Origin of the sequence: Paracoccus sp. S4493, assembly GCF_000967735.1 — a bacterium.
GTDB lineage: Bacteria > Pseudomonadota > Alphaproteobacteria > Rhodobacterales > Rhodobacteraceae > Paracoccus > Paracoccus marcusii.
Genome location: NZ_JXYF01000187.1, coordinates 1 through 1,237 on the forward strand (window position 1 = coordinate 1; position 1,237 = coordinate 1,237).

General features: G+C 73.4%; 2 protein-coding genes. Both read left to right on the top strand.

Features of this window, described 5'->3' with window-relative positions:
- Nucleotides 1-685, top strand: a 685-nt coding sequence (gene dhaL / locus TW83_RS16115) for a dihydroxyacetone kinase subunit DhaL (protein ID WP_343251970.1), incomplete at its 5' end; no start/stop codon positions are given.
- Nucleotides 686-742: 57 nt separating this feature from the next.
- Nucleotides 743-1,237 (top strand): DAK2 domain-containing protein (locus TW83_RS16120; RefSeq protein ID WP_045983800.1); only part of this gene is annotated, 495 nt, incomplete at its 3' end.

The window sequence follows — 1,237 nt, forward strand, 5'->3', positions numbered from 1 at the left end:
CGCCGCCGCGGCCGCCGACACCGCCCCCCGCGCGCCCGAGGCCGCGGGCCATCCCCGCCTGTCCGTCGCGCAATCGGGCGACATCGTGGCCGAACTGGCCGCGGTGATCGTCGCCAACAAGGCGCACCTGTCCGAGGTGGACGGCCTGATCGGCGACGGCGATCACGGGATCAACATGGCCAAGGGCTTTGGCCGCGCGGCCGAACGCCTGTCGGGCCAGCCGCTGGACGGGGCCTTCCTGGTGCTGTCGGATGTGCTGATGTCCGAGATCGGCGGATCGATGGGGCCGCTTTACGGTTTCATGTTCCGCGACATGGGCCGCACCATCCGCGACCGCGCCGCCATCGACGCGGACGGGTTCCTGACCATGCTGCAGGCGGGGCTGTCCGCCGTCACCGCCACCGGCGCCGCCAAGGTCGGCGACAAGACCCTGATCGACTGCCTGGACCCGGCCATTGCGGCCTTCGACGCGGCACGACCCGACGGGTTCGCCGCCTCCTTGCGGGCGATGGCGCGGGCGGCGCAGCAGGGGCGCGACAGCACCGTCGACATGGTCGCCAAGCTGGGCCGCGCGGCGCGGTTGGGCGAACGGTCGCGGGGGGTGCCCGATGCCGGGGCGACGTCCTGCTGCCTGATCCTGACGACACTGGCCGACAGCGTGGAACGCCGCCTGTCGCAGCCGTGACGTGCCGTTCCGGGACCGCTTGCAACCCTGCGGCGGGCCGTGCCAATGAGGTCCGACATGCAGACCTTCTCGCGCCATGATCTGACCGACCTGTTCCGCAGCCTGGCCGAGCGCATGGCCGCGGAACAATCCTATCTGGCCGAACTGGACGGAGAGATCGGCGATGCCGATCACGGCGTGGCGATGGCCGGGGGCTTTGCCGCCGCGGCGCGCGCCCTGGGCGAGGCGGGCGGGGCGGACCAGACGCTGGCGCAGGGGCTGACCTTGGCCGCGTCGTCCCTGCACAACGCGGTCGGCGCCACGACCGGCCCGCTTTATGCCAGCGCCCTGCTGCGCGCCGCCTCGGCGCTTGGCGCCGAGACGCAGGTGCCCCTGTCCCGCCTGCCCGAGGTCATCGTCGCGATGGCCGAGGGGATCGCCGCCCGCGGCCAGGGCAAGCCCGGCGACAAGACCATGGTCGATGCCTGGGCGCCTGCTGCGCATGCCGCCCGCGCGGGCCTGCAGGCGGACCAGCCCGCGACCGAGGTGCTGGCCGCCGCGGCTCAGATCGGA